General features: G+C 71.8%; 23 protein-coding genes and 1 pseudogene. 17 read left to right on the top strand and 7 right to left on the bottom strand.

From position 1 onward, the window contains the following. Positions 1-111 precede the first annotated feature (111 nt). The 3 genes from AB0C75_RS11320 (at position 112) to AB0C75_RS11310 (ending at position 2,682) form a co-directional block, all read left to right on the top strand. Positions 112-1,446: a M20/M25/M40 family metallo-hydrolase gene (locus tag AB0C75_RS11320; RefSeq protein WP_362889372.1), complete on the top strand. Its 1,335-nt coding sequence runs from the start codon at positions 112-114 to the stop codon at positions 1,444-1,446. Positions 1,447-1,592: 146 nt separating this feature from the next. Continuing rightward, complete coding sequence (chpH, locus tag AB0C75_RS11315) at positions 1,593-1,826, top strand: chaplin ChpH (RefSeq protein WP_362889370.1); 234 nt, start codon at positions 1,593-1,595, stop codon at positions 1,824-1,826. 139 nt (positions 1,827-1,965) lie between these two features. Beyond that, positions 1,966-2,682 carry a chaplin gene (locus AB0C75_RS11310; protein ID WP_362889368.1) on the top strand — a complete coding sequence of 239 codons (717 nt, stop codon included), beginning with the start codon at positions 1,966-1,968 and terminating at the stop codon, positions 2,680-2,682. 54 nt (positions 2,683-2,736) lie between these two features. On the opposite strand, the gene AB0C75_RS11305 is transcribed toward AB0C75_RS11310, so the two are convergent. Further along, on the bottom strand, positions 2,737-2,925 hold the full coding sequence (locus tag AB0C75_RS11305; RefSeq protein WP_362889366.1) for a DUF5703 family protein: 189 nt from the start codon (positions 2,923-2,925) through the stop codon (positions 2,737-2,739). A gap of 47 nt (positions 2,926-2,972) precedes the next feature. On the opposite strand from AB0C75_RS11305, the gene AB0C75_RS11300 reads away from it, so the two are divergent. Then, on the top strand, positions 2,973-3,635 hold the full coding sequence (locus AB0C75_RS11300) for a hypothetical protein (protein ID WP_362889364.1): 663 nt from the start codon (positions 2,973-2,975) through the stop codon (positions 3,633-3,635). A 40-nt stretch (positions 3,636-3,675) separates the two neighbouring features. On the opposite strand, the gene AB0C75_RS11295 is transcribed toward AB0C75_RS11300, so the two are convergent. Beyond that, positions 3,676-5,919 carry an ATP-dependent RecD-like DNA helicase gene (locus AB0C75_RS11295; protein ID WP_362889362.1) on the bottom strand — a complete coding sequence of 748 codons (2,244 nt, stop codon included), beginning with the start codon at positions 5,917-5,919 and terminating at the stop codon, positions 3,676-3,678. Further along, a complete protein-coding gene (locus tag AB0C75_RS11290) occupies positions 5,916-6,899 on the bottom strand; it encodes an aldo/keto reductase (protein WP_362889360.1) in 984 nt (327 codons plus the stop codon). Before AB0C75_RS11290 ends, AB0C75_RS11295 begins: the two co-directional genes overlap by 4 nt. A gap of 142 nt (positions 6,900-7,041) precedes the next feature. On the opposite strand from AB0C75_RS11290, the gene AB0C75_RS11285 reads away from it, so the two are divergent. After that, positions 7,042-8,094, top strand: a complete 1,053-nt coding sequence (locus tag AB0C75_RS11285) for an LLM class F420-dependent oxidoreductase (RefSeq protein ID WP_362889358.1) — start codon at positions 7,042-7,044, stop codon at positions 8,092-8,094. A 272-nt stretch (positions 8,095-8,366) separates the two neighbouring features. Continuing rightward, on the top strand, positions 8,367-9,161 hold the full coding sequence (locus AB0C75_RS11280; protein ID WP_362889356.1) for a ferritin-like domain-containing protein: 795 nt from the start codon (positions 8,367-8,369) through the stop codon (positions 9,159-9,161). Positions 9,162-9,173: 12 nt separating this feature from the next. Here AB0C75_RS11280 and corA read toward each other — a convergent pair whose 3' ends face one another. Continuing rightward, entirely contained in the window at positions 9,174-10,160 is a 987-nt protein-coding gene (corA, locus tag AB0C75_RS11275; protein WP_362889628.1) for a magnesium/cobalt transporter CorA, read from the bottom strand. A gap of 52 nt (positions 10,161-10,212) precedes the next feature. Here corA and AB0C75_RS11270 point away from each other — a divergent pair, with 52 nt between their 5' ends. The 4 genes from AB0C75_RS11270 to mshC all read left to right on the top strand — a co-directional run bounded on the left by AB0C75_RS11270 (position 10,213) and on the right by mshC (position 13,782). Next, on the top strand, positions 10,213-10,923 hold the full coding sequence (locus tag AB0C75_RS11270) for a histidine phosphatase family protein (protein WP_362889354.1): 711 nt from the start codon (positions 10,213-10,215) through the stop codon (positions 10,921-10,923). A 107-nt stretch (positions 10,924-11,030) separates the two neighbouring features. Then, positions 11,031-11,621: a DUF3090 domain-containing protein gene (locus AB0C75_RS11265; RefSeq protein ID WP_362889352.1), complete on the top strand. Its 591-nt coding sequence runs from the start codon at positions 11,031-11,033 to the stop codon at positions 11,619-11,621. Then, on the top strand, positions 11,585-12,448 hold the full coding sequence (locus AB0C75_RS11260; RefSeq protein WP_362889350.1) for an SCO1664 family protein: 864 nt from the start codon (positions 11,585-11,587) through the stop codon (positions 12,446-12,448). Before AB0C75_RS11265 ends, AB0C75_RS11260 begins: the two co-directional genes overlap by 37 nt. A 104-nt stretch (positions 12,449-12,552) precedes the next feature. Beyond that, a complete protein-coding gene (gene mshC, locus AB0C75_RS11255; protein WP_362889348.1) occupies positions 12,553-13,782 on the top strand; it encodes a cysteine--1-D-myo-inosityl 2-amino-2-deoxy-alpha-D-glucopyranoside ligase in 1,230 nt (409 codons plus the stop codon). Positions 13,783-13,874: 92 nt separating this feature from the next. Here mshC and AB0C75_RS11250 read toward each other — a convergent pair whose 3' ends face one another. Next, positions 13,875-14,915, bottom strand: coding sequence for a PAC2 family protein (locus tag AB0C75_RS11250; protein WP_362889346.1), 1,041 nt, complete (start codon positions 14,913-14,915; stop codon positions 13,875-13,877). Between the two features lie 229 nt (positions 14,916-15,144). Between AB0C75_RS11250 and AB0C75_RS11245 the strand changes: the two genes are divergently transcribed. Together AB0C75_RS11245 and AB0C75_RS11240 are read left to right on the top strand one after the other, a co-directional pair. Beyond that, positions 15,145-16,467 carry an L-fuconate dehydratase gene (locus AB0C75_RS11245; protein ID WP_362889344.1) on the top strand — a complete coding sequence of 441 codons (1,323 nt, stop codon included), beginning with the start codon at positions 15,145-15,147 and terminating at the stop codon, positions 16,465-16,467. Then, entirely contained in the window at positions 16,464-17,252 is a 789-nt protein-coding gene (locus AB0C75_RS11240; RefSeq protein WP_362889342.1) for an SDR family oxidoreductase, read from the top strand. The genes AB0C75_RS11245 and AB0C75_RS11240 overlap by 4 nt, the downstream gene beginning before the upstream one ends. Here the strand turns inward: AB0C75_RS11240 and AB0C75_RS11235 are convergent. Beyond that, positions 17,241-17,912: a FadR/GntR family transcriptional regulator gene (locus AB0C75_RS11235; protein WP_362889340.1), complete on the bottom strand. Its 672-nt coding sequence runs from the start codon at positions 17,910-17,912 to the stop codon at positions 17,241-17,243. The genes AB0C75_RS11240 and AB0C75_RS11235 overlap by 12 nt on opposite strands. A gap of 80 nt (positions 17,913-17,992) precedes the next feature. Continuing rightward, complete coding sequence (locus tag AB0C75_RS11230; protein ID WP_362889338.1) at positions 17,993-18,889, bottom strand: LysR family transcriptional regulator; 897 nt, start codon at positions 18,887-18,889, stop codon at positions 17,993-17,995. A 122-nt stretch (positions 18,890-19,011) separates the two neighbouring features. Here AB0C75_RS11230 and AB0C75_RS11225 point away from each other — a divergent pair, with 122 nt between their 5' ends. The 5 genes and pseudogenes from AB0C75_RS11225 to AB0C75_RS11205 all read left to right on the top strand — a co-directional run bounded on the left by AB0C75_RS11225 (position 19,012) and on the right by AB0C75_RS11205 (position 22,533). After that, on the top strand, positions 19,012-19,095 hold the full coding sequence (locus AB0C75_RS11225; RefSeq protein WP_362889626.1) for a putative leader peptide: 84 nt from the start codon (positions 19,012-19,014) through the stop codon (positions 19,093-19,095). Positions 19,096-19,348: 253 nt separating this feature from the next. Next, complete coding sequence (gene sfnG, locus AB0C75_RS11220) at positions 19,349-20,470, top strand: dimethylsulfone monooxygenase SfnG (protein ID WP_362889336.1); 1,122 nt, start codon at positions 19,349-19,351, stop codon at positions 20,468-20,470. Between the two features lie 105 nt (positions 20,471-20,575). Next, positions 20,576-20,725 (top strand): annotated as a pseudogene (locus AB0C75_RS11215) (monooxygenase); the annotation flags it as partial. Positions 20,726-20,804: 79 nt separating this feature from the next. After that, a complete protein-coding gene (ssuE, locus tag AB0C75_RS11210; protein ID WP_362889333.1) occupies positions 20,805-21,359 on the top strand; it encodes an NADPH-dependent FMN reductase in 555 nt (184 codons plus the stop codon). After that, on the top strand, positions 21,352-22,533 hold the full coding sequence (locus AB0C75_RS11205) for an SfnB family sulfur acquisition oxidoreductase (protein WP_362889331.1): 1,182 nt from the start codon (positions 21,352-21,354) through the stop codon (positions 22,531-22,533). The genes ssuE and AB0C75_RS11205 overlap by 8 nt, the downstream gene beginning before the upstream one ends. Positions 22,534-22,542: the final 9 nt, after the last annotated feature.

Below are 22,542 nucleotides of genomic sequence, written 5' to 3'. Positions count from 1 at the left end.
CGCCCCCGGTCATGTGAAGGGCGCATGACGGGAGGCGGGCGGTCTTGGGCGCGCGGGGTCGGGCGCGCGAGTATGAGGGGGAGCACCACCGCGACAGTGGAAGGAAGCAGCGTGAGCGAGACCAACACGGCCCGGGCCGGCATCGGTGAGAGCGCCGAGAATGAGGTCGTGGACCTCTGTCGTGACCTGATCCGGATCGACACCAGCAATTACGGCGACCACTCGGGCCCCGGGGAGCGTGCAGCCGCGGAGTACGTGGCCGAGAAGCTCGCCGAGGTCGGGCTCGAACCGCAGATCTTCGAGTCCCACAAGGGCCGTGCCTCCACGGTGGCCCGGATCGAGGGCGAGGACTCCTCCAAGCCGGCCCTGCTGATCCACGGGCACACCGACGTCGTCCCGGCCAACGCGGCGGACTGGACGCACGACCCGTTCTCCGGCGAGATCGCGGACGGCTGCGTATGGGGACGTGGCGCGGTCGACATGAAGGACATGGACGCGATGACCCTCGCGGTCGTCCGCGAGCGCATGCGCAGCGGCCGTAAGCCTCCGCGCGACATCGTGCTTGCCTTCCTGGCCGACGAGGAGGCGGGCGGCACGTTCGGCGCGCGCCACCTCGTCGACAACCACCGGGACCTCTTCGACGGCGTCACCGAGGCGATCGGCGAGGTCGGTGGCTTCTCGTTCACCGTCAACGAGAACCTGCGCCTCTATCTGGTGGAGACCGCGCAGAAGGGCATGCACTGGATGCGGCTCACGGTGGACGGCACCGCCGGGCACGGCTCGATGACCAACAGCGACAACGCCATCACCGAGCTCTGCGAGGCCGTCGGCAGGCTCGGGCGGCACAAGTGGCCGGTCAGGGTGACCAAGACCGTGCGGTCCTTCCTCGACGAGCTGTCCGACGCCCTGGGTACCCCGCTCGACCCCGAGGACATGGAGGCCACGCTCGCCAAGCTCGGCGGGATCGCCAAGATGGTCGGCGCCACCCTGCGGAACTCCGCGGCCCCCACCATGCTCGGCGCCGGTTACAAGGTGAACGTGATCCCCGGACAGGCCACCGCACACGTGGACGGCCGCTTCCTGCCCGGATACGAGGAGGAGTTCCTGGCCGACCTCGACCGGATCCTCGGACCCCGGGTGCGGCGCGAGGACGTGCACGGCGACAAGGCGCTGGAGACCGGCTTCGACGGATCGCTGGTGGACGCGATCCAGCTCGCGCTCAAGGCCGAGGACCCGATCGCCCGCGCCGTGCCGTACATGCTGTCCGGCGGTACCGACGCCAAGTCCTTCGACGACCTCGGGATCCGCTGCTTCGGCTTCGCCCCGCTGAAGCTGCCGCCGGAGCTGGACTTCGCGGGCATGTTCCACGGCGTGGACGAACGGGTGCCGGTGGACGGTCTGAAGTTCGGCACCCGGGTGCTCGACCGGTTCATCGACCACTCCTGAGCCCCTGGTGCGACCGAAATCGCCAGCCTGTACGTATCTCACCGGAAAGGGTGAAAGGGATCGCGCGCTCGTAGCCCCGTCACTTCCTCCTCGTTACACGTGATGCGGTCCGCGGCTGGGACCGCACTTGTCAACCAGGAGGAATAATGATCAAGAAGGTCGTCGCAATCGCGGCTGCTACCGGTGGTCTCGTGCTCGCGGGTGCGGGTATGGCTGTCGCCGACTCCGGTGCCCAGGGTGCCGCCATCGGCAGCCCCGGCGTGCTCTCGGGCAACGTCGTTCAGGTTCCGGTCCACGTTCCGGTGAACCTGTGCGGCAACACCGTTTCCGTAATCGGGCTGCTGAACCCCGCCTTCGGCAACACCTGCGTCAACGCGTGACGATGCGCGTCAACCCGTGAGGGTTTGAGTCCGGTCGGCCTCGGGGTGCGCGCCATGCACCCCGAGGCCGCTGGGCATTCGGCCCCCCGCACGGCTGTGCCCGGGGCATTTCGGTAGGCAGAAGGCAGGAAGACAACCTATGCGACAGGTCACACGTAAAGGCCTGATCACCATGGCAGCGGCGGGCGGAGTGCTCGCGCTCGGCGGCGGTTACGCGCACGCCGACGCGGGTGCGGCCGGCGCCGCGTCGAATTCCCCGGGAGTGCTCTCGGGGAATTCGATCCAGGTCCCGATCGATGTACCCGTCAACGTCTGCGGAAACTCCGTGGACGTCGGCGGTCTGCTCAACCCCACGAGCGGAAACGACTGCGGGAACGGCTCCTCGGAGGCCGCCCAGGATTCCGGACACGGGGCCGCCCAGGCGTCAGGACACGAGGATGCCGCCGACAGCGGGGCGGGCACCGGCCGGCACCGTGCCTCGGGCACCTCGGCCCAGGCGGTGACGAAGGGGTCGCCCGGGATCCTCTCCGGCAATCAGGTCCAGGCGCCGGTCGAGGTCCCCCTCAACGTCTGCGGCAACAGCGTCACCGTCGGCGGACTGCTCAACCCGGTCTTCGGCAACGACTGCGAGAACGACACGGGGGCGGTCCCGCCTCCCGCCGTCCCGGAGACGCCGCACACCCCCCAGAAGCCGGCCACGCCGGACGCCCCGCCGGCTCCCGAGCCCCAGATCGTGGGCGAGCAGCTGGCGCACACCGGTGCGGGCGGGCTCGACCTGCTCATCCCGGCGAGCGCGGGTCTGCTGCTCGCCGGCGCGGGCACGGTCCTGTACCGGCGTTCGCGCAGTGCCGCATAGCGGTATCGCGGCAGGCACGACGAGCGGGTTCCGCACACGCGGGACCCGCTCCCCCTACCAGGTGGGCCGCAGCTGGCGGATGATGCGGCGGCGCAGCCGCACCCGGCGGCTGCCGTCGCGGCGTAGCGTCAACCGGTCCAACTCCCAGTGCCCGTACTCGGCATGGTCGGTCAGCAGGCGGGCCGCCTCCTTGCGGGACACCCCGCGCGGCACGTACACGTCGACAAATTCGTATTCCGGCATCGCATCTATTGTGCGGGCAGACCCCCGGTACGGATAGCGTCTGTCCTATGTCTGATGCTGCGCAGCCCACCGCTGCCGAGGTACGCGCCGCCGCCGATGCAGTCAAAACCGCGCTCGACCGCCACCTCCAGGCAGTCGAACGCCGTACCGGGGACGACGACCCCGCCGTCTACGACGCGTTCAACGCACTGGCCGCTGCGGCCGAGGTCTACGACGAACTGCTCTACGACCGTCACGACGAGGTCACCCCCTTCGAGATCCCGGCCGCGGAGGACTCCCTCCCGCCCTACGCGGGACCCGAGGAACCACATGCGGTCAGCGTGCTGATCAGGCGCGACTACGCGGTGGCGGAGCCCACCCGGCTGCTCGCCCAGGCGCAGCGGCTCGCCGACCTCGATCCGGAGGGGCAGGAGGACGGCGCTGCGGCGACCGCGGGCGCCGGTGTGCATGCCGCGCTCGGCGTGGTGTTCGGCGAGTACGAGGCGGACGAAATCGCCTCCCGGCACAAGGAGTTCGGCCTGGAGGAGGGGGACTCCACCCTCTGGGTCTGTGCCGTGGACGAGCTTCCCGAGCCGGGGGAGTGGCTCGGGGCGCCCTTCGACGAGGCGGACCCCGCGATGGTGGTCTGCCGCTTCGATGTCAGCTCGGTCTTCGACGAGGAGGACGAGCTGGACGGGGACCCGGAGGACGTCGTCGCGGATCTCACCTGATCCCGCAGTCGCCCTCCGGGCCCGGTCCTGACGAAACTCCCTACGAGGCGTCCGGCGTCGGCAGCGCCTCCAGCAGGGGGCGCAGCCGGGTCGTCCGCTCCTGGGCGGGCACATCGGCCACCGCGCGGGGCAGGGCCTGGTCCACGCCGTGCACCACGGACAGGTGCCGCTCCCCGCGGCTGAACGCGGTGTACACCCAGGGCCTGCTGAGCCCCTGCGCGGCGTCGCCGGGCAGGACGACGACCACGGCGGGCCAGCGCATCCCGGCCGCCTGGTGGGCGCTGAGCGCCCAGCCGTGGCGCACCGAGGTCTCCACCCGGTCCTGAGGGACGACGACGGGGGTGCCCGCGCAGTCCAGGCGCAGGCCATCGGCGTCGGCCGAGACGACCGTGGCGGGCACCACCCTGCCGGGTGCGGGTACGTGGACCACTCGGTCGCCCGGGTCGAAGCCGCCGAACCGGCCGGGCCCGGGATTGAGCCGCTGCTTGAGCGCGGCGTTCAGCGCGGTCGTGCCCGCCGAGCCGCCGTGCCCGACCGTGATCACCTGGGTGTCGGCCGTGGCTACGCCGATGGCGCGCGGCACCGAGTCGGCCACCAGCTGCACGGTGCGGTGGACGGCCTCGCCCGCGTCCCGGACGGGAACGATCACCACTTCCTTGCCCGGCGCGTCGACCTGGGCGAGCTCGCCGACGCCGATCCCGGAGACCAGCTCGCCGATCGGGCCCGGGTCGGGGGTGCGTGAGACCACGTGCGGGCAGGCGCGCGCCGCGATGACGTCGGCGAAGACCCGGCCCGCGCCGGCCGACCCGAGCACGCCCGGGTCACCGCTCAGGATCAGCCGCGTCCCGTCGCCGAGCGACTCCACCAGCATCGCTGCCGTCTCCACATCGACCTGCGGGGCGTCCAGCACCACCAGCACGTCCACGGCGAACGCGCCTTCCGGGTCCCGGCCTGGCCCGCCCTCGCCCGAGAGCAGGGCGGAGAGTGTGACGGCGGCCTCCGGATCGCCGGCAGCGGCCGCCAGCCTGCGCTGCCCGTCCGCGCTGTGGGTGGTGCCCAGCGCCCGCAGTCCGAGACCGCGTGCGGCGGCGATGAGGGCGGCCGGCTCGTCCCGGGCCCGCTCGCCCCCGCTGTGGGCGACCAGGCCCGCGGTCGCGGCGGCCCTGATCAGCTCGCCCGCCGAGGGGGTCGGGGCGCCGGCCGCGGCATCCGTCCAGTCGGCGCCCTTCTCGCAGGAGTTGACCAGCCGGGCCAGTCCGTCGGCGAGGCTCTCCTCCGCCAGCGCGTACCGGTCGAGACCGAGCAGGACCCGAACCGGCTCCGCGTCGCCCCGCGTCCCGTCCTCGCCCTCGTCCTTGCCCTGGTCCCTGCCCTCGTCCCCGGACAGCTCTCCGGCGTCGGCGTCCTCGGCGTCCTCGGCGTCTCCGTCCTGGAAGACCAGTACGACGCCGTCGGCCACGGCGTGCTGGACGGCCTCCTCGGGATCGCTCACCGCGAAGCCGGCCAGTGCCTTCCGCACCTCGTCGGCGTCCATCGCGGTGTGGCCCCGCAGCGCGGCCTGCTCCAGCAGCCGGCCCACCAGGGCCGCCGTGCGCCGCTCGTCGTCGGGGCCGCACCCGGCACCCAGCAGCGCCCGCGCGAAACCGTCCGCCTGCTCGGGCCGTACGCCCGGCACGGAAAGCAGCTGCCACGGGTCCTCGCGCAGGACGGCCGCGGCCCCCTCACCGAGCGTCGCAGCGGCCGGGCGTGCCAGGGCCTCAGGGGCCCCGCCCTCGGCGAGCACCTCCGCGACCGCGGCGGCGGCCTCGGGGGAGGCACCCCGCTGCGCGGGCCGCTCCGGGGCAGGCACGGGGCGGGCGGGCGCGGCGGCGGCCGCGGGGGCCGCCCTACGGGGCGCGGGCGCGGACGCCGGGGAGTCGAAGAAGGCGTTGCCCGGCTTCTCGCCGCTCTCCACCGCGCGCACCGCCGCGAGCAGATCGGCCGCCGGGCCGCTCAGCTTCGCACCGGCCGCGATCGGCCCCTCCTTCTCCGCCTTGCGCTGTTCGATCCGCTCACGCAGCTCGCGCTGCGCGGCCAGCTCCGCCTCGGCCTCCGACGGAGCGCTCTCCGCGCCGTCCGTGGCCCCCTCCGCGCTCCCCGCGCCGCCTTCAGCGGGTGCGCCGGGCGTGTCGGCGGCCTCGGTACCGGCGTCGTCGACGCCCTCGGGGCCGACGCCCTCGGAGCCGGCGACCTCGGGGTCCTCGGCCGTGGGGTCCGGGGTCTCTCCCCGGGGGTGCGCAGTCACAGCGTGCTCCAGTCCTGGTCGGGATAGCGGTGCACGGGCGCCGACACATCGTCGAGCGCCTGGCAGATCTCGTCAGGAAGACTAAGCGCCTCCACTGACAACGCCTCGGTCAGCTGCTGCGCGTTCCGCGCGCCGACGACCGGGGCCGCCACCCCCGGCCGGTCCCGCACCCAGGCGAGCGCGACCTGGAGGGGCGTCGTGGCGAGGCCGTCGGCGGCCGTGGCCACCGCGTCCACGATCCGGCCCGCCGCCTCGTCGAGGTAGGGCTCGACGAACGGAGCCAGCTGCTCGGAGGCCCCCCGGGAGTCGGACGGTGTGCCCGTGCGGTACTTGCCCGTCAGCACCCCACGGCCCAGCGGGGACGAGGGGAGCAGCCCCACCCCGAGGTCCAGCGCGGCCGGCAGCACCTCCCGCTCGACCCCCCGCTGGAGCAGCGAGTACTCCATCTGCGTGGAGGCCAGCCGGGTGCGGGACCCGGGCGCGGCGAGCTGCCAGGTGGCTGCCTTGGCCAGCTGCCAGCCGCTGAAGTTGGACACTCCCGCATACCGGACGCGCCCCGACGACACGGCCAGGTCCAGCGCCTGGAGGGTCTCGTCCAGCGGTGTCACGGGATCGAAGGCATGGATCTGCCACAGATCGACGTAGTCCGTCCCGAGCCTTTGCAGGGACGCGTCGAGCGCCGCGATCAGATGCCCGCGCGATCCGTCGAACCGGCGGTAGGGGTCGGGCACGCTGCCCGCCTTGGTCGCGACGACCAGATCCTGCCGGGGCACCAGACTGTCCAGGAGTCGCCCCAGCAGGTATTCGGCCTCCCCGCCGCCGTAGACGTCGGCGGTGTCGACGAGGGTGCCGCCCATGTCCCAGAAGACCTTGAGCTGGTCGGCGGCGTCGTGTTCGTCGGTGTCCCGGCCCCAGGTGAGGGTGCCGAGACCGATCCGGGAAACGCGAAGGCCGGTACGGCCGAGATGCCTCTGCTCCATGGGCGCTGAGATTACTGGCCAAGGCCCCACGGGGTGGAGGCCTGTGGACAACGGCTGTTCCCGGGTGAGCCTGCCGCAATCCGGAGCCCCGCGCTAGAGTCCCGGGCAAAGGAACGTTACTGATCAGTAGAGGAGCGTGGGTATGCGGCTCGGCATCAATCTCGGTTACTGGGGTGCGGGGATGGACGACGACAATCTCGCCGTCGCCCAGGAGGCCGACCGGCTCGGCTACGACGTCTGCTGGGCGGCGGAGGCCTACGGCTCCGACGTACCGACCGTGCTCGCCTGGGTCGCGGCCAGGACCGAGTCCATCGACGTGGGCTCCGCGATCATGCAGATCCCGGCCCGTCAGCCGGCCATGACGGCCATGACCGCGGCCACCCTCGACTCGCTCTCCGGAGGCCGCTTCCGCCTCGGCCTCGGCGTCTCGGGACCGCAGGTCTCGGAGGGCTGGTACGGCGTCAAGTTCGACAAGCCGCTGGCCCGCACCCGCGAGTACGTCGAGATCGTGCGCAAGGCCATGTCCCGAGAGCGGCTGTCCTACGAGGGTGAGCACTGGACGCTGCCGCTGCCGGACGGCCCCGGCAAGCCCATCAAGCTGACCGTCCACCCGCAGCGCGAGCACATCCCGCTCTACATCGCCGCGATCGGTCCGAAGAACCTGGAGCAGACCGGCGAGATCGCCGACGGGGCCCTGCTGATCTTCCCGTCGGCCGACCACCTGGAGGAGACCGCGATCAAGCACCTGCGGGCCGGTCGGGAGAAGGCGGGGAAGACGATGGACGGCTTCGACGTCTGTCCCACCCTGCCGCTCGCGGTCGGTGACGACATCAACGGCCTCGCCGACATGTTCCGCCCGTACACCGCGCTCTACGTCGGCGGCATGGGCAGCCGGAAGCAGAACTTCTACAACCAGCTCGCCCAGCGCATGGGTTACGAGAAGGAGGCCGCCGAGATCCAGGACAAGTACCTGGCCGGCGACAAGTCCGGCGCGGCGGCCGCCGTGCCGCACCAGCTCATCGACCAGACCACGCTGCTCGGCCCGGTGGACCGGATCGCCGACCGGATGCAGGCGTACGCCGCCGCCGGTGTCACGACGCTGACCCTCGCCCCGGCCGGCTTCACGCTCGACGAGCGGATCGCGGCCCTGCGGGCCGGGACCGAGGCCCTGGAGCGCTCCGGCCTCGCCGCGTGACGGCCTGATCCGCCCCCCCCCGCCGGGGCGCGGGCGCCGGCGCAGCACTACGGCCGTGGTGGGGGCTCGGGGGTCCTCCCCGCCACGGCCGTCACACGGAACAACGTGCCGCGGGCCGACGGGTTACGCCCCGTACTCATCCAGGGGCGCCCGGGCAGGCCCGGCCGCCGGGGGGCGCCCGTTCGGCCCCGGCGGCCCCCGCTCCTGTTGCCTACCGACGCGTACCGAATTTGACTGTGCCTCTGCGGACACCGGTGCGAAAGGTGACAGTCATGCTCTCGGCAAAGAGCCTGTTCCAGGAGATCCTCGACAACGACGAGTCGTTCCGGCTCTTCTGCTCGATCGCCGCCGGCGGGGAGACCCAGGGCGGCTGGGAGAACGGGCGTATCGCCGCACTCGTCCCCCCGGGACTGCGCGAGCTGGCACCCAAGATCGCCCGGCACGGCGCCGACGAGGACAAACACGGCCGGATCTTCAACGCCCTGCTGAAGCAGCGCGGACTCCAGCCCGTGGTCGTGCCGCACGAGACCGACTACACCCTCCTGCTGGAGCGCCGGGGCATCGGCCTCGCCCATGACCGGCTCAGCCGCGAGGAGCCGCTCACCGAGCGGGAGATCATCGTCTACCTGGCCCACAGCAGGGTCACCGAGCAGCGGGCATCGGAAGAGATGCGGCTCCTGCTCAAGCACTTCGCCGCGCACCCCGTACTCGGCCGCGCCGTGAGGATGATCTCGCGGGACGAGGGCAACCATCTCGCCTACTGCCACGAGGAGCTCCTGCGCCTCGCCCGCGCCGGACACGGCCGGACGATCCAGTCCGTCCTGCGGGAGTGCGCCCGGGCCGAGATCCGCGTGTACCGCGACGTCAGCCTCGCAGTGATGAGCCAGATGGGGACCGTGCTGCACTGGCCCCGGCCCAAGGCCGCCGCACTCGCCGCGGGCATCCACGCGATGTACGCCTACGAGCGGCTCGGCGGCTGGCGGCGCATGGTCAGCCTCGAACAGCCCGCCCCCGCCCTGCGCGACGCGCTGGGCGGCCCCGCCCTGCCCGAGACCGAGTACGCCTGAGGCGGGCCGGCCCTACATCCAGCCGCGGCGCTTGAACAGCCGGTACAGCCCGATCACCGCGACGCCCATCAGCCCGATCACCGCCGGATAGGTCCACACCCAGTCGAGCTCCGGCATGTGATGGAAGTTCATCCCGTAGATCCCGGCCGCCATGGTCGGTACGGCGGCCATGGCGGCCCACGCCGAGATCTTCCGCATGTCGTCGTTCTGCCGGACGCCGACCTGCGCCAGGTGCGCCGACAGGATGTCCGAGAGCAGACGGTCGAGCCCCTCCACATGCTCGACGGCCCGCGTCAGATGGTCGTCCACGTCCCGGAAGAACGGCTGTGAACCCGTGTCGACGAAGGGCACGCCCGCGCTCGACAGCCGCGCCATCGGCGCGCTCAGCGGATTGGTCGCCCGGCGGAATTCGAGCACCTGCCGCTTGAAGGTGTAGATGCTCGCCGCCGTGTTCGTGGAGTCCCTGTAGCCGTTCGGGGAGAAGACCTGGGCCTCCAGCTCCTCCAGGTCGAGCTGGAGCTCCGACGCGACGTCCATGTAGTGGTCGACGACCGCGTCGCTGACCGCGTAGAGCACCGATGTCGGCCCGTGTCTGAGGACCTCGGGCTCCGCCTCCAGCCGGCGCCGTACAGCCGCGAGGGGCGCGCCCTCGCCGTGCCGCACCGTCACCACGAAGGAGTCACCCATGAACAGCATCAGCTCACCGGCGGTCACGGTGTCGCTCTCCGGTTCGTAGACCACCGGCTTGATGACCACGAACACGGAGTCGTCGTAGATCTCCAGCTTGGGCCGCTGGTGGGCGCGCAGGGCGTCCTCCACCGCCAGCGGGTGCAGCCCGAACTCGCTGCTGACCCGGTCGAACTCCTGCTCCGTCGGCTCGTGCAGCCCGATCCAGACGAAGGCGTCCCCGGTGGCACGTGCCTCGTCGAGGGCGTCGGAGAAGTCGGCGGGACCCTCGGTCCTGCGCCCGTCCCGGTAAATTCCGCAGTCGACGATCACCCGCGCATTCTTCCCTGCCGCGAAGTGTTCACGCACCTCTACGCTGGCAGGTATGCCCACGCTCATCCTTGTACGTCACGGACGCTCGACCGCCAACACCTCCGGGGTGCTCGCCGGCCGGACCCCCGGTGTCTCCCTCGACGAACGCGGCGCGGAACAGGCCGCCGCGCTCCCCGGCCGTCTGTCGGCCCTCACGTTCGCGGCGGCCGTCAGCAGCCCGCTCCAGCGGTGCCGCGAGACGCTCCAGCCCCTGCTGGACGCCCGCCCGGACCTCCCGCTGCACACCGAGGAGCGGATCAGCGAATGCGACTACGGGGACTGGTCGGGCCGCAAGCTCGCCGAACTCTCCGACGAACCGCTGATGAGGGTCGTCCAGCAGCACCCTTCGGCCGCCGCCTTCCCCGGCGGTGAGTCCATGCGGGCCATGCAGGCCAGGGCAGTCGAGGCCGTACGCGACTGGAACGGCCGGATCGAGGCGGAGCACGGCGAGGACGCCACGTATGTGATGTGCTCGCACGGCGACATCATCAAGGCGCTCGTCGCCGATGCGCTGGGCATGCACCTCGACCTCTTCCAGCGCCTGCACGCCGACCCGTGTTCGGTCACCGCGATCCGCTACACCCCGCTGCGCCCGTTCCTCCTCCGGCTCGGTGACACCGGCGACTTCGCGTCACTCGCCCCACGCGAACAGGCCATCGGGGCCGATGCCGCGGGGGACACGGCGGCGGACGCGGCCGTGGGGGGCGGCGCTGGGGCACCGTGATCGCTCGGCGCAGTAGGGTGGACGCGCCGTAGAGGCCTTGTGGGGCATCCCACCTGGCCCCCGGGCCCGCACCCCATCCGCCATCACATTCTCAAGGGAGACAGGACGTGTCCCGTCAGGTGTTCCTCTACGACCCACCGGACCGTTTCGTGGCCGGCACGGTCGGGCTGCCTGGCCGCCGTACGTTTTTCCTGCAGGCGACCCAGCTCGGACGGGTCACGAGCGTGGCCCTGGAGAAGACCCAGGTCGCCGCGCTCGCCGAACGTATCGACGAGCTCCTCGACGAGGTCGTCCGGCGGACCGGCGGCAATTCACCGGTGCCCGCGGTGGCGCCCATGGACGTCGCCGACACCGCGCCGCTCGACGCCCCCGTCGAGGAGGAGTTCAGGGTCGGCACGATGGCGCTCGCCTGGGACGGCGAGGAGCAGCGCATGATCGTCGAGGCGCAGGCACTCGTCGAACTGGACGCCGACTCCGAGGACGACCTCGCCGAGGCGGAGGAAAGGCTCCTGCAGGACGAGGAGAACGGCCCGCCGATGCTGCGCGTCCGGCTGAGCGGCGCCCAGGCACGGGCGTTCGCCAAGCGCGCGCTGGACGTCGTGAACGCGGGCCGCCCGCCCTGCCCGCTGTGCAGCCTGCCTCTCGACCCGGAAGGACACGTATGCCCGCGCCAGAACGGATACCGTCGCGGGGCCTGACGGAGGAGGGGCTCCGCACCCTGCTCGCCGAGGGGGAGCTCACCGTCCTCGGACAGGTCCGGGGCGCCTCGAACGCCGTGCTGTACTGCACGGTCGCCCACGAGGGCGAGGTACGCCACTGCGTCTACAAGCCGGTCGCCGGCGAGCAGCCGCTGTGGGACTTCCCGGACGGCACACTCGCCCAGCGCGAGGTCGCCGCGTACGAGATCTCCGAGGCCACCGGCTGGGGAATCGTGCCGCCGACGGTTCTGCGCAAGGGCCCCTACGGCGAGGGGATGTGCCAGCTGTGGATCGAGGCGGAGCCCGAGGGCGACGAGACCACCGCCGCACCCTCCAACGGTCTGCCGCCCCTGCTCGCGCTCGTCGAGGACGAGGAGCCCGGCGAGGGCTGGAAGGCCGTCGGCTTCGCCGATGTGGGGGAGGGCAGGACGGCCCTGCTGGTGCACGCCGACGATCCCCGGCTGCGCAGGCTCGCTGTGCTGGACGCGGTGATCAACAACGGGGACCGCAAGGGCGGGCACCTGCTGCCCGCACCCGGCGGGCGGCTGTACGGCATCGACCACGGGGTCACCTTCAACGCGGACGACAAGCTGCGGACGCTGCTGTGGGGATGGGCGGGAGAGCCGCTGACGCCGGAGGCCACCGAGGTGCTCGACCGGCTGTCCGCCGCCCTGGAGCCGGGAGCGGCGCTCGTCACCCGGCTGGCGGAACTGATCACCACCGCGGAGACCGAGGCCCTGCGCGGCCGGGTGGAGAGCCTGCGCACGTCCGGCCGTCATCCCCAGCCGAGCGGCGACTGGCCGGCGATCCCGTGGCCGCCCGTATGAGGACCCGCCCTAGAGGATGACCGCCCGGAGCGCAAGACCGCCTCTTCGGTCATGATCCGGCATCCGGTTCGTATCCGGATGCGTCGTCCGGTTACGCTCATGACATGCATGCCTGGCCCGCTTCTGAGGTCCCCGCCCTGCCTGGCAAGGGCCGCGACCTTCGGATCCACGACACCGCGACCGGCGGACGGATCACCCTTGACCCCGGTCCCGTCGCCCGCATATACGTCTGCGGCATCACGCCGTACGACGCGACCCACATGGGTCATGCGGCGACCTACAACGCGTTCGACCTCGTTCAGCGCGTGTGGCTCGACACCAAGCGGCAGGTTCACTACGTCCAGAACGTGACCGACGTGGATGATCCTCTGCTGGAGCGGGCCGTGCGCGACGGCGAGGACTGGACCGCGCTCGCGGAGCGCGAGACAGCTCTCTTCCGGGAGGACATGACCGCCCTGCGCATGCTCCCCCCGAAGCACTACATCGGGGCCGTCGAGGCGATACCCGGCATCGTCCCGCTCGTCGAACGTCTCCGTGACGCGGGCGCCGCCTACGAACTCGACGGCGATGTGTACTTCTCCGTCGACTGCGACCCGCACTTCGGTGAGGTCGCCGGTCTCGACGCCGGGACCATGCGGGTGCTCTCCGCCGAGCGGGGCGGTGACCCGGAGCGTCCGGGCAAGAAGAACCCGCTCGACCCGATGCTCTGGATGGCCGCCCGTGAGGGCGAGCCGAGCTGGGACGGCGGCACCCTCGGCCGCGGCCGGCCCGGCTGGCACATCGAGTGTGTGGCCATCGCGCTCGACCACCTCGGGATGACCTTCGACGTGCAGGGCGGCGGCTCCGACCTCGCCTTCCCGCACCACGAGATGGGCGCCTCGCACGCCCAGGCGCTGACCGGCGAGTACCCCTTCGCCCGTGCCTATGTGCACGCCGGCATGGTCGCCCTGGACGGCGAGAAGATGTCCAAGTCCAAGGGCAACCTCGTCTTCGTGTCGGCACTGCGCCGCGACGACGTGGACCCCGCGGCGATCAGGCTCGCCCTGCTCGCGAACCACTACAGGTCCGACTGGGAGTGGACCGACCAGGTGCTGGCCGATGCCGTCGAGCGTCTCGCCCGGTGGCGTGCCGCCGTCTCCCGGCCTGACGGACTCTCCGCCGACGCCCTGGTCGAGGAGGTGCGCGAGGCCCTGGCCGACGATCTGGACACCCCGGCCGCACTCGTCGCCGTGGACCGCTGGGCCGAGCGGCAGACCGCCGCCGGAGGTACGGACGAGGGCGCGCCCGGACTGGTCTCGCGCACCGTCGACGCCCTCCTGGGCGTCGCGCTCTGACCCGCACCCCCTGACAGCGCAGGACGGCCCCGGACTTCGCGAGAGACCTGCGAAGTCCGGGGCCGTCCTGTGTCACGTGCCGGAGGCGGGGTTCAGTCGTCCGAGGAGTCCTCGTCCGGTCCCGAGGCCGGCGGATCCTCGGGCGGCGGGCCGCCGTCGGAGCCCTTCGGCCTGTCCTTGTCCGGCCGCTTCGGCTTCGGCGGCCTCGTACGGTCGCTGGAGGTGTCCCGCAGGAAGGGCAGGTCACCGCCGCTCTCCGTGGCATGACCGCCCGGCGGCTGGCCGGGGCCTCCGACGTCCCTGCGGCGCAGATATCGCTCGAACTCACGGGCGATGGCCTCGCCGGACGCCTCGGGCAGCTCGGCGGTGTCCCGTGCCTCCTCCAGCGTCTGGACGTACTCCGCGACCTCGCTGTCCTCCGCGGCCAGCTGATCGACCCCCAGCTGCCAGGCCCGGGCGTCCTCGGGCAGCTCGCCCAGCGGGATCCGCAGCGAGAGCAGATCCTCCAGCCGGTTCAGCAGCGCCAGCGTCGCCTTCGGGTTCGGCGGCTGCGAGACATAGTGCGGCACCGCCGCCCACAGGCTCACCGCGGGCACCCCCGCATGCGTACAGGCCTCCTGGAGGATGCCCACGATGCCGGTCGGCCCCTCGTAACGGGTCTCCTCCAGATCCATGGTCCTCGCGAGGTCCGGATCCGAGGTGACCCCGCTGACCGGCACCGGCCTGGTGTGCGGGGTGTCGCCGAGCAGCGCCCCCAGGACGACGACCATCTCCACGCCCAGCTCATGGGCGAAGCCCAGGATCTCGTTGCAGTACGAACGCCAGCGCATGGAGGGTTCGATGCCACGGATCAGCACCAGGTCACGGGGCTTGTCGCCGCCGACCCTGACCACCGAGAGCCGCGTGGTGGGCCAGGTGATCCTGCGTGTCCCACCGTCCAGCCACACCGTGGGCCGATTGACCTGGAAGTCGTAGTAGTCCTCGGCGTCGAGCGCCGCGAAGACCTCGCCCTTCCACTCCCGGTCCAGATGCGCGACCGCTGTGGAGGCGGCGTCACCGGCGTCGTTCCAGCCCTCGAACGCGGCCACCATGACCGGGTCGATCAGCTCGGGTACCCCCTCGAGCTCGATCACCCAGGCCTCCTTCCGAAGTTCCCTTGTGTACGGATCAACCTTACGGCTTCCGTCCTGTCCAGCCCCAGCCGTTTGCATGCGGAGATGAAGCGTGCCACCTCATGATTCATCCGAGCTGTACCGAGCGAAACCATCCCTGATTCGTCCGGACCCTGGACTCCGAGGCCTCCGGGAGGCTATACATCGGATGACCACGCAGAGATCCGATGTTATTCCCCTGGGGGCGCACATGAGTCTGACCGTCGTGGATGTCGAGGTCGACGACATCCGGTTCCCCACCTCGGAACAGCTGGACGGCTCGGACGCCATGAATCCCGACCCCGACTACTCCGCCGCCTATGTCGTCCTGCGTACGGACGGCGCGGGCGCGGAGGGGCACGGCTTCTGCTTCACCATCGGCCGCGGCAACGACGTCATGGCCGCGGCCATCGAGGCGCTCAGGTCCCATGTGGTGGGGCGCCCCGCCCCGCGCACCGCCGCGGACCTGGCCGCCCTGTACCGGACGCTCACGCACGATTCCCAGCTGCGCTGGCTCGGTCCCGAGAAGGGCGTGATGCACATGGCGGCCGGAGCGGTCGTCAACGCGGCCTGGGACCTCGCGGCGCGACTGGCGGGGAAGCCCGTGTGGCGCTTCCTCGCGGAGATGACGCCCGAGGAGCTCGTCTCCCTCGTCGACTTCCGCTATCTCACGGACGCCGTCACCCCGCAGGAGGCGCTCGGCATCCTGCGCGCCGCGGAGCCGGGACGCGCCGAGCGCACCGAGCGGCTGCTGGCCGAGGGCTACCCGGCGTACACGACGTCGCCCGGCTGGCTCGGATACGACGACGACAAGCTCGTGCGGCTGGCCGAGGAGGCCGTCGCGGACGGTTTCACCCAGATCAAGCTGAAGGTCGGCGCCGATCTGGACGACGACATCCGCAGACTCGCGCTCGCCAGACGGGCCGTCGGCCCCGGCATCCGGATCGCCGTCGACGCCAACCAGCGCTGGGACGTGGCCGGGGCGGTGGAGTGGATGACGGCGCTGGCCCCGTACGACCCGTACTGGATCGAGGAACCCACCAGCCCCGACGACATCCTCGGGCACGCCGCCGTGCGCGCGGGCCAGCCCGTCAAGGTCGCCACCGGCGAACACATCGCCAACCGGGTGGTGTTCAAGCAGCTGCTCCAGGCAGGCGCGGTCGACTTCGTCCAGATCGACGCCGCACGCGTCGCCGGGGTCAACGAGAACCTCGCCGTCCTGCTGCTCGCCGCCAAGTACGGCGTCCCGGTGTGCCCCCACGCCGGAGGCGTCGGACTGTGCGAACTGGTCCAGCACCTCGCGATGTTCGACTACGTCGCGGTCTCGGGCAGCTGGGAGGACCGGGTCATCGAGTACGTCGACCACCTCCACGAGCACTTCGCCGACCCGGCCGTGGTCGAGAACGGCCGCTACGTCACCCCACGCCGACCGGGCTTCTCGGCCCGGATGCTCCCCGAATCGATCGCCGGACACCGCTACCCGCGGGGCCCCGTCCGACAGGCCCGCCGCACACCCGAGGAGACCGACCGATGACCGCTGCACAGGATTTCGACGGACTGTCCGCCCTGGTGACGGGCGGTGCGTCCGGCATCGGGGCCGCCGTGACGGCCCTGCTGCTCGCCCGGGGCGCACGCGTCGCGGTGCTCGACCGTGAGCCCCAGGGAGTCCCCGAGGGTTCACTCGCCCTGGAGGCCGACGTCACGGACGACGACGCCGTACGCGAGGCCGTCGACCGGGCCGCCGCTGAACTGGGCGGCCTGCACACCCTGGTGTCCAACGCGGGCATCGGCTCGATCGGCACCGTGGAGGACAACCCCGACGCCGAGTGGACGCGCGTACTGGACATCAACGTGCTCGGCATGGTCCGCGCCGCCCGCCACGCGCTGCCCCATCTGCGGCGGGCCGCGGCCGAGCGGCCCGGCGCCGTCTCGATCACCCAGACCTGTTCGATCGCGGCGACCGCCGGTCTGCCGCAGCGTGCGCTCTACAGCGCCAGCAAGGGTGCCGTGCTCTCCCTCACCCTGGCGATGGCCGCCGACCACGTCCGCGAGGGGATCAGGGTCAACTGCGTCAACCCGGGGACCGCGGACACCCCGTGGATCGGCCGGCTGCTCGGCCAGGCCGAGGACCCGGTCGCCGAACGCGCCGCCCTCGACGCCCGCCAGCCGCTGGGCAGGCTGGTCTCCGCCGACGAGGTGGCCGCGGCCGTGGTCTATCTGGCGAGCCCGGCGGCCGCGTCCGTCACCGGCACCGCACTGGCCGTCGACGGCGGAATGCAGGGCCTGCGCCTGCGCCCCGCCGCCTCCTCACAGGGTTGAACGCAGCCACTGCTCCACGCTCGCCACGTGCACCGTCGCCCAGGACCTGGCCGCCTCCGGGTCCCGGTCCCGCAGCGCGGCCAGGATCGCCCGGTGCTCGTGCAGGGTGCGGCTGACCGCGTCCTCCTGGGTCAGCCCGCGCCACACCCTGGCGCGGGTGGTCGGTCCTGACAGGCCGTCCAGCAGGGAGCAGAGCACCGAGTTGCCGGAGTGCTGGACGATGCTGCGGTGGAACTCCAGATCGCCCGCGACCAGCGCCTCCACGGACGGGTCAGGGCCCAGCGCGTCCAGCTGGGCGCCCAGCGCGTCCAGCTGTTCCTCCCCGATGCGCAGCGCGGCCATCGCCGTGGCCGCCGGCTCCAGGATCCGGCGCACCGCGAGGAACTCCAGCACCGTGTCGTCGCGGTGGAAGTCCACCACGAAGCTGAGTGCCTCCAGAAGTAGCTGCGGGTCCAGACTGGTGACGTAGGTGCCGTCGCCCTGACGGACGTCTAGGATCCGGATCAGCGACAGTGCGCGCACCGCCTCGCGCAGCGAGTTGCGCGAAAGACCCAGCTCGGCCGCGAGTTCACTCTCCTTGGGAAGCCGGTCCCCGGGCGCCAGCGCACCCGAGACGATCATTCCCTTGATCTTCTCGATCGCTTCGTCGGTGACGGCCATACGGGCCTCCTCGCGCGCAATACATCCGATGTATGGACTTCATTATGCGCGCCCTCGGGCGACGTCGTTCCCCCGCGGGGTCACAGGCCCCGCGCCCGCTCCACCAGGAGGCGGTGCAGGTCGTGTGCCGCGCGCGGGACGGAGCCCGACCTGCGGCGCTGCAGCACCAGGAGAACGGCGGCGCCGTCGTCATCGAGTGGCCGCCACACCAGTGTGCCGCTGCGCTCCAGGGGGTCGCCGACGACGCTGAAGTCGGGCAGCACGGTCGCGCCGAGCCCCTCGGCCACCATCAGCTTGCCCATCTCCGCGCCATCCGTGGAGTACGAGAACGCGGGGGCGCGGCCCGCGAGCAGCCGGTGCATGAAGCGGTGCATGACATATCCGGAGCGCATCACGATCAGCGGCTCCGCGAGAAGATCGCTCACCCGGACCGTCTCCCTGGCCGCCAGGGGGCTGTCGGGGCGCATGCAGACCACGGCCCGTCCGCGCAGCAGCTCCGTCGTCTGGAAGTCGGGTGGCAGGTCGTCGCCCTGGAGGTAGTTGACGAGCCCGAGGTCGAAGCTGCCTTCGAGGAGCGAGCGGTGGATCTCGGCCTGCTGAGCCCCGACGACCTCCACCTGGGTCATGGGGTGGCTCGCACGGAACTCGCGTACGGCCGGCACGAGCAGGGGGACCGTCGCCGCGTTGACCGTCCCGAGCCGGATCATCCGGCTGATCTGGTGCTGATGGTCGGCGGCCCGCCGCAGCCGGTCGACCGCGTCGATCACGCCGATGATGTGCGGCAGCAGCTCCCGGCCCTCGTCGCTGATCTTCGCCCCGGAGCGTCTGCGGTCCAGGAGATCCACCCCGAGCTCGCGTTCGAGGTTGCGCACGGTCTCGCTCAGCGCCGGCTGGGAGAGGTGGAGCTCCTCGGCGGCCCGCCGCAGCGAGCCCAGCCGTGTCACCGCCTCGATGTACTCGAGCTGTTCCACGCGCATGACCACGTACCCCCTGGAGCGGGACAGACTGACCGGCAGGGCCCCGGTTGAAGGGAAACCCTATCAACGCCTCGTGATTGCCTACTCGACTGCCGGCGCCGGAGGTGGCTACTGTGACGGGCATGAAGGAACGACGGAATCTCACGCAGCGACGTCATATCGACCTCGCACGTGTCGCCAGCGCGTTCTGTTGTCGCGAAGTCTGAGGGACCCCTCCTTCGCGCGCTGTCCCATGCCGTCCTGACCAGGACGGGCTCGCCCGATCCCGGGCCCTCTCCCCGCCGGTGACCCGGCTCTCCCCACCCGCGCCCGCTCCGCCACGCGCCACCCCGGCGCCGTGTGCGGCTCGGTGCTGCTCCGGGGCCGTCGCGCCGCCGCGCGCCGCGCCGTGCCGTCCTGGGCCCAGGACCGCCGGACGCTCCCCACCCCTGCCCGCTTCCCCCGTCTCCGGGAGTCCTCATGTCCCTTCCACCGTCCGCCGACCCCGTGCGCTTCGCGTACTGGGTGCCCAACGTCAGCGGCGGCCTGGTCACCAGCCGGATCGAACAGCGCACCGACTGGGGTTACGACTACAACCGCGAGCTCGCCGTGCTCGCCGAGAACAACGGCTTCGACTACGCGCTCAGCCAGGTCCGCTACATGGCGAGTTACGGCGCCGAGTACCAGCACGAGTCGACCTCCTTCAGCCTCGCCCTGCTGCTGGCCACCGAGCGGCTCAAGGTCATCGCCGCCGTCCATCCGGGTCTGTGGCATCCGGGAGTGCTGGCCAAGCTCGGCGCTACCGCCGACCACCTGTCCGAGGGACGGTTCGCGGTCAACGTCGTCAGCGGCTGGTTCAAGGACGAGTTCACCGCACTCGGCGAACCCTGGCTGGAGCACGACGAACGCTACCGCCGCTCCGAGGAGTTCATCCGGGCCCTGCGCTCCGTCTGGACCGAGGACCACGCCGAGCTGGCCGGGGACTTCTACCGGATCCGGGACTTCTCCCTCAAGCCCAAGCCGCTCAACACCGCGGAGCGCCCGCACCCGGAGATCTTCCAGGGCGGCAACTCCACGGCCGCCCGCGCCATGGCGGGTCGGGTCTCCGACTGGTACTTCAGCAACGGCAAGGACTTCGACGGCGTCACCGAACAGATCCAGGACGTGGCCCGATCCGCCGCCGCCGCGGGCCGCACCGCGCCGAAATTCGGGCTCAACGGCTTCCTCATCGCCCGTGACACCGAGGCCGAGGCCCGCGAGACCCTCCGGGAGATCGTCGCCAAGGCCGACTCCGAGGCGGTCGAGGGCTTCGGCTCCGCCGTCAAGCAGGCCGGGCGGTCCGCCGCCGACGGCAAGGGCATGTGGCAGGACTCCTCCTTCGAGGACCTGATCCAGTACAACGACGGCTTCCGTACGGGCCTGATCGGCACCCCGGAACAGATCGCCGAGCGGATCGTCGCCTACAAGCGGCTCGGCGTCGACCTCCTCCTCCTGGGTTTCCTGCACTACCTGGAAGAGGTCGAGTACTTCGGCAAGAAGGTGCTGCCCCTCGTCCGCGAACTGGAGGCGCGGCAGCCCGTTCCCGAACCCGCCCGCTCCTGACCCCCCCCCACCCCCACCCCACCACGGAAGAGGTCCACGATGAGCACCGTCGCACCCGCCGACTGGCAGACCCTCCCCACCCCCCACGACGCCGAGGGCTGGATCGCCCGCGCCACCGCCTCAGCCGAGGGCTTCGACCGGTTCTGGCGCAACGTCCGCACCCACACCCTGCACGACCCGGTCGCCTACAAGCGGCGCGAGGTCGGCCGGCACGTCCTGACCGGAGAACTGCCCCAGCCCACCTGGTACTCCTGACCGCCCGCCCGGCGTGCCGGTACCGCGCGGGCACGCCGGGCCCCGGGGTCTTTCGACCGCCACCACGAAAAGAGAGCCCATGGCCACCGTCCTGTCCGTCTCGGGAAGTCCCTCCGCCACCTCCCGCACCGCCCGGCTGCTGCGGCACCTCGACATCCAGCTCGCCGACCGGGGCCACACCGTCGTACCGCTCGACGTCCGCACCCTGCCCGCCGACGCCCTGCTGCGCGCCGACTTCGGACACCCGGCGGTGGCCGGAGCCCTCGACCTGTTCGCCCAGGCCGACGGCGTCGTCATCGGCACTCCCGTCTACAAGGCCGCCTACTCGGGGCTCCTGAAGTCCCTCCTGGACCTGCTGCCGCAGTACGCCCTCACCGGGAAGACGGTCCTGCCGCTGGCCACCGGCGGCAGCACCGCGCACGTCCTGGCCATCGACTACGCACTGCGCCCCGTGCTCAGCTCGATGGGCGCCACCCACATCACCCAGGGCTGGTTCGTCCTGGACCGGCACATCACGGTGTCCGCCGACGGGACCCTCACCGTCGACCCCGCCGCCGCCGAGGCGCTCGGCGCGATCGTCGACGGCTTCGCGACCGCGCTGGAGAGCCGCGCACCGGTGGCCGTCCATGGCTGAGGTCATCCGCGACGACGCCCAGGCACTGAAGAAGGCCGCCGAACTGGCCGCGGAGTTCCGCGCGGGAGCCCCGCGGCGCGACGCCGGACGCCTGCTGCCCCGCGCCGAACTCGACAAGCTCTCCGCGTCGGGCCTGCTGGCCGTGACCGTCCCCGCCGACCACGGCGGCGCGGACGTCGGCGCGGTCACCCTCGCCCGCATCTTCCGGCTGCTGGCCTCGGCCGACGCCAGCATCGCGCAGATCCCGCAGAGCCACTTCGCGTACGTCAACGTGATCCGCAGACAGGGCACACCGGAGCAACAGGCCTTCTTCTACGGAGAGCTGCTGGCCGGCAAGCGGCTCGGCAACGCCCAGTCGGAGGCCGGGACCAAGCACATCCAGGACATCCGCACCCGGCTGGAACCCGCAGCCGACGGCTCGTACCTGCTGACCGGTGTGAAGAACTACGCCACCGGCGCCCTCTTCGCCGACTGGATCCCCGTGCTCGCCGTCGGCGCCGACGAGAAGCCGTACGCCGCCTACGTCCCGGCCGGCGCGCCGGGCCTCACCGTCGTCGACGACTGGGACGGCATGGGCCAGCGCACCACCGCCAGCGGCACGGTGCGGCTGGAGGGGGTACGGGTGCCGGCCGACCAGGTGTTCGCCCACCACCTGACCTTCGAAGGACCCCAGCTGCACGGCGCGGTCGCGCAGTTGCTCCACGCCGCGATCGACGCCGGGATCGCGGCAGGGGCGCTGGCCGAGGCGGCGGAGTTCGTCCGGACGAAGAGCCGCCCCTGGTTCGAGAGCGGGTACGACACCGCGGCCGACGAACCGCTGCTCATCCAGCGGTTCGGCGAACTCGACCTGCGGGTACGGGCCGCCGACGCGCTCCTGGACACCGCGGCCCGCGTCGTCGACACCGCGCAGGCCACCCTGACCGAGGAGACCGCGGCCGAGGCGTCCCTCGCCGTCGCCGCCGCCAAGGTGTACGCGGCGGGCGCAGCCGTCGAGGTCGCCGGAGCCCTCTTCGAGGTGGCCGGCACCCGCTCCGCGCTCGACTCGCTCAACCTGCACCGGCACTGGCGCGACGCCCGTACCCACACCCTGCACGACCCGGCCCGCTGGAAGATCCAGCACCTCGGCCGCCACGCCCTCAACGGCACCCGCCCACCCCGCCACGGCCTGCTGTGACGCCCCAGA

The sequence above is a fragment of the Streptomyces sp. NPDC048565 genome, from assembly GCF_040650935.1.
Taxonomy (GTDB): Bacteria; Actinomycetota; Actinomycetes; order Streptomycetales; family Streptomycetaceae; genus Streptomyces.
The sequence above is the reverse complement of the archived record's forward strand: the minus strand, read 5'-3'. Positions and strand labels throughout refer to the sequence as shown.